Below are 4,160 nucleotides of genomic sequence, written 5' to 3'. Positions count from 1 at the left end.
CTGCGTGCCGAGCGCGAGCAGGGCATCACGATTGACGTCGCCTATCGCTACTTCGCCACGCCCAAGCGGAAATTCATCATCGCCGACACCCCCGGGCACGTGCAGTACACCCGCAACATGGTGACCGGGGCATCCACCGCGCAACTGGCGATCGTCCTGGTCGACGCCCGGCAGGGCCTGCTCGAGCAGTCACGTCGGCACACCTTCCTGGCATCGCTGCTGGGCATCCAGCACATTGTGCTGGCGGTCAACAAAATGGATCTGATCGATTGGGACCGAGAGACTTTCGAGGCGATTCGCGACGAGTTCCACGCCTTCGCCACGCGCCTGGACGTGCAGGACGTGACCACCATCCCGATGTCGGCGCTGCACGGCGACAACGTGGTAACCAAGTCCGACAAGACACCCTATTACGACGGGCCGGCGTTGTTGTCGCACCTCGAAGAGGTGTACATCGCCGGCGACCGCAACATGGTCGATGTCCGCTTCCCGGTTCAGTACGTCATCCGGCCGCAGACCCGCGAGCATCAAGACCACCGCAGCTACGCCGGCACGGTGGCCAGCGGGGTAATGCGCCCGGGTGATGAGGTGGTTGTGCTGCCGACGGGTAAGTCCACCCGGATCAGTGCGATCGACGGGGCGACCGGGCCGGTGGCGGAAGCGTTTCCGCCGATGGCGGTCTCGGTGAGCCTCGCCGACGACATCGACATCTCGCGCGGCGACATGATCGCCCGACCCACCAATCAACCGAGGGTCAGCCAGGAGTTCGACGCGACGGCGTGCTGGATGGCGGACGGCTCGCCATTGGAACCCGGCCGCGATTACGTCCTCAAGCACACCACCCGCACAACTCGCGCGAGGATCACCGCGCTGGTCTACCGGCTGGACGTCAACACGCTGCACCGCGACAAGAGCGCGACGGCATTGCAGCTCAATGAACTTGGTCGCATCTCGCTGCGCACCCAGGTGCCACTGCTGCTCGACGAGTACACCCGCAATGCCAGTACCGGGTCGTTCATCCTCATCGACCCCGACACCAACGGCACGGTAGCGGCGGGCATGGTGCTGCGTGACGCTTCGGCCCGCACGTCGAGCCCGAATACGGTGCGGCACCAGTCGTCGGTGACCGCAGAAGATCGGACGGCCCGGGGGCGTACCCTGTGGTTCACCGGGCTATCCGGTTCGGGCAAGTCGTCGGTGGCCATGCTGGTGGAACAGAAGTTGCTCGAAAAAGGAGTCCCCGCTTATGTTCTCGACGGTGACAACCTGCGGCACGGCTTGAACGCCGATCTGGGGTTTTCCATGGCCGATCGGGCGGAAAACCTGCGCCGGCTGGCGCACGTGGCGTCACTACTCGCCGATAGCGGACACACCGTCCTGGTGCCGGCGATCAGCCCGCTGGCCGAGCACCGTGAACTGGCGCGCCAGATACACGCTGACGCCGGGCTCGACTTTGTCGAGGTCTTCTGCGATACGCCGCTCGAGGACTGCGAAAGACGAGATCCCAAGGGCCTCTACGCCAAGGCGCGCGCGGGCGAGATCACACATTTCACCGGTATCGACAGCCCGTATCAGCGGCCGAAGAACCCCGACCTGCGCCTGGTGCCCGGACCATCCCTCGACGAACACGCGCAGCGCGTCATCGAGTTGCTCGAGTCTCGAGAGTGAGCGACCACGAGTTGGCTGCTCGGTTGGCCACTCAAGCCGGGGAGCTGCTGCTGGCCGTGCGCGACGAGCTGGCCGGCGCGGTTGAGGCCGAGCGGAAAGCAGCGGGGGACAAGCGATCCCACGATTACCTGGTGGACGCGCTGGCCCGCGAACGACCCGACGACGCGGTGCTTTCCGAAGAAGGCGCGGACAATCCGGTGCGGTTGCGCTCCGAACGGGTATGGATAGTCGACCCGCTGGACGGCACGCGGGAATTCGCCGAACTCGGCCGCGAGGACTGGGCCGTCCACGTCGCGCTGTGGCATTCCGGGGAGCTGGCGGCCGGCGCGGTCGCGCTGCCCGCGCAGGGCGTCACACTGGCCACGCCCGATGTTGAGCCGCCATCGCCGCAGCCGGGACCGCCGCGGATCGTCGTCTCCCGCACCCGCCCACCGGCAATCGCCCTACGGGTCCGCGACCAGCTCGGCGGCACCCTGGTGGCGATGGGATCGGCCGGGGCCAAGGTCGCCGCGGTCATCCAGGGACTGGCTGATGTGTACGTGCACGCCGGCGGGCAGTACGAATGGGATTCCGCGGCGCCGGTCGCGGTGGCCCGTGGCGCCGGCCTGCACACCTCGCGCATCGACGGGTCGCCGCTGGAGTACAACCGGGCCGACCCGCGGCTGCCGGATCTGGTGGTGTGCCGTCCCGAGTACGCGGACGCGGTGCTGGCTGTGACCGGCTGACCGCGGAGGGCCAGTGGCAGAATCCACAGCATGCGGATGTCGGCCAAGGCGGAGTATGCGGTTCGCGCGATGGTGCAGCTCGCGACCTCCGACAGCGGCGTGTTGGTCAAGACCGACGATTTGGCACATGCCCAGGGCATTCCCCCGCAGTTCCTGGTCGACATCTTGTCCGACCTACGCACCGATCACCTTGTCCGCAGCCACCGTGGCCGCGACGGGGGCTATGAACTCGCCCGTCCCGCAACCGAGATCAGCGTCGCCGACGTGCTGCGTTGCATCGACGGCCCGCTGGCCAGCGTGCGCGACATCGGTCTGGGCGATCTGCCCTATTCTGGTCCGACCACCGCGCTGACCGATGTCTGGCGGGCGCTGCGGGCCAGCATGCGCTCGGTGCTGGAGCAAACGACGGTGGCCGACGTCGCCGCCGGGAACCTGCCCGAACACGTGGGGCAGCTTGCCGACGACTACCGCGGCCAGGAGCGCGAGCGCCGCGGCCCGCGCTAGCCTGAGCCGTAGGGCCGGGTGAGGATCTCCAGGAAATGCCCGCCGGGATCGCGGAAGTACACACCGCGACCGTCATCCCGACGGTTGATCTCGCCGGGCCGTTCGCCACGGGGGTCGGCCCAGTGCTCGAGCCCTCGCGACGCGATCTTGCCGTAGATCGCATCGAAGTCGTCCTCGGAAACCAGGAATGCGTAGTGCTGCGGCCGGATCTCTTCGCCGTCGGGCACATCGGCGAAGTCCAGGCTGGCGCCGTGCTCCAGCGTGACGACCAGAAAGTGGCCGAATGGGACCGGGCTCGGCAGCCCGAACAGCTCGCTCAAGAATTCTGCGGATTCCCGCTTGTCCCGGGCGGCGACGATGGTGTGGTTGAAAGCAATTGCCATTGTGCTTGCCAGTCAACCACTCTGGGCATGCCGCCACAATGGCAAAACCGTTACTTCGGTGCGGTCAGCTCCAGGGCGATGTTATCCGGATCGCGGAACTCCAGAATGTATGACGGACCGATGTCCTTGACCGGTTCGTGGTGGATGCCCAGGTCGTCGAGATGCTTGGCCGCCGCCTCCAATTCGGCCTTGCTGGCCGCCCGGAACGCGACGTGGTCCAGGCCGACGCGGTTCTCGTCGAAGCGGTCGCTGGCGACCGGCCGCAGCCCGATCAGCGTGCCGCCGAGGTCGTAGATGACGCCGCCGAACAAGAAGCCCAGCTGGTTGCGGGTCGCCTCGTCGGCATTGGCGGGAATCTCAAGCAGGACCGGCCAGCCGAACACGCTCTCGTAGAACTGCCGGGATCGCTCGATATCGGTGACGGTGAGCCGGACATGTGCGATGGAGGTAGTGGTAATCGCCACGCCGGCTATGCTGCCAGAATTGCGGTCGTGCAGATAGCGATGATGATGCCGGTAATGGAGCCCCAACTGGATGCCCGCCTGCTGCGGGACTGGGCGGGTGCGATCGACGCCGGCCCGTTCGCGTCGCTGTGCTGGGGCGAGCGCATCGCGTTCGGCAACCCGGAGACCGTGACGCTGTTGGGCGCGCTGGCCGCCTGGACCGACCGGGTGCGGTTGACGACGACGGTGATCGTGCCCCAGTTGCACGACCCCGTGATGCTGGCCAAAGCGTTGGCGACCGGGGACATGCTGTGCGGCGGGCGGCTGACCGTGGGCATCGGTGTGGGCGGCCGGCATGAGGACTACCGTGCGGTCGGCGCGGACCCGGCGACGCAGACGATGCGCGATATGGCCGATCGGGTGGCGGTGATGAAACG

Annotated in this window: 6 protein-coding genes; 4 read left to right on the top strand and 2 right to left on the bottom strand. The window is 67.1% G+C overall.

Features of this window, described 5'->3' with window-relative positions:
• From cysC to ACRDTL_RS19560, 3 genes are all read left to right on the top strand, one after another.
• A partial coding sequence (gene cysC / locus ACRDTL_RS19570; RefSeq protein ID WP_431508352.1) for an adenylyl-sulfate kinase occupies positions 1 to 1,668 on the top strand: 1,668 nt, incomplete at its 5' end.
• Positions 1,665 to 2,393 carry a 3'(2'),5'-bisphosphate nucleotidase CysQ gene (locus tag ACRDTL_RS19565; RefSeq protein ID WP_431508351.1) on the top strand — a complete coding sequence of 243 codons (729 nt, stop codon included), beginning with the start codon at positions 1,665 to 1,667 and terminating at the stop codon, positions 2,391 to 2,393. The genes cysC and ACRDTL_RS19565, both read left to right, overlap by 4 nt.
• Before the next feature lie 30 nt (positions 2,394 to 2,423).
• A complete protein-coding gene (locus ACRDTL_RS19560) occupies positions 2,424 to 2,897 on the top strand; it encodes an Rrf2 family transcriptional regulator (RefSeq protein WP_431508350.1) in 474 nt (157 codons plus the stop codon).
• On the opposite strand, the gene ACRDTL_RS19555 is transcribed toward ACRDTL_RS19560, so the two are convergent.
• The gene (locus ACRDTL_RS19555; RefSeq protein ID WP_431508349.1) at positions 2,894 to 3,280 is read right to left on the bottom strand and encodes a VOC family protein; all 387 of its coding nucleotides are present in this window, start codon (positions 3,278 to 3,280) and stop codon (positions 2,894 to 2,896) included. The genes ACRDTL_RS19560 and ACRDTL_RS19555 overlap by 4 nt on opposite strands.
• Before the next feature lie 50 nt (positions 3,281 to 3,330).
• The gene (locus ACRDTL_RS19550; protein ID WP_431508348.1) at positions 3,331 to 3,744 is read right to left on the bottom strand and encodes a VOC family protein; all 414 of its coding nucleotides are present in this window, start codon (positions 3,742 to 3,744) and stop codon (positions 3,331 to 3,333) included.
• Positions 3,745 to 3,789: 45 nt separating this feature from the next.
• On the opposite strand from ACRDTL_RS19550, the gene ACRDTL_RS19545 reads away from it, so the two are divergent.
• A partial coding sequence (locus tag ACRDTL_RS19545) for an LLM class flavin-dependent oxidoreductase (protein ID WP_431508353.1) occupies positions 3,790 to 4,160 on the top strand: 371 nt, incomplete at its 3' end.

The sequence above is a fragment of the Mycobacterium sp. genome (genome assembly GCF_050700595.1).
Taxonomy (GTDB): Bacteria; Actinomycetota; Actinomycetes; order Mycobacteriales; family Mycobacteriaceae; genus Mycobacterium.
The sequence above is the reverse complement of the archived record's forward strand: the minus strand, read 5'-3'. Positions and strand labels throughout refer to the sequence as shown.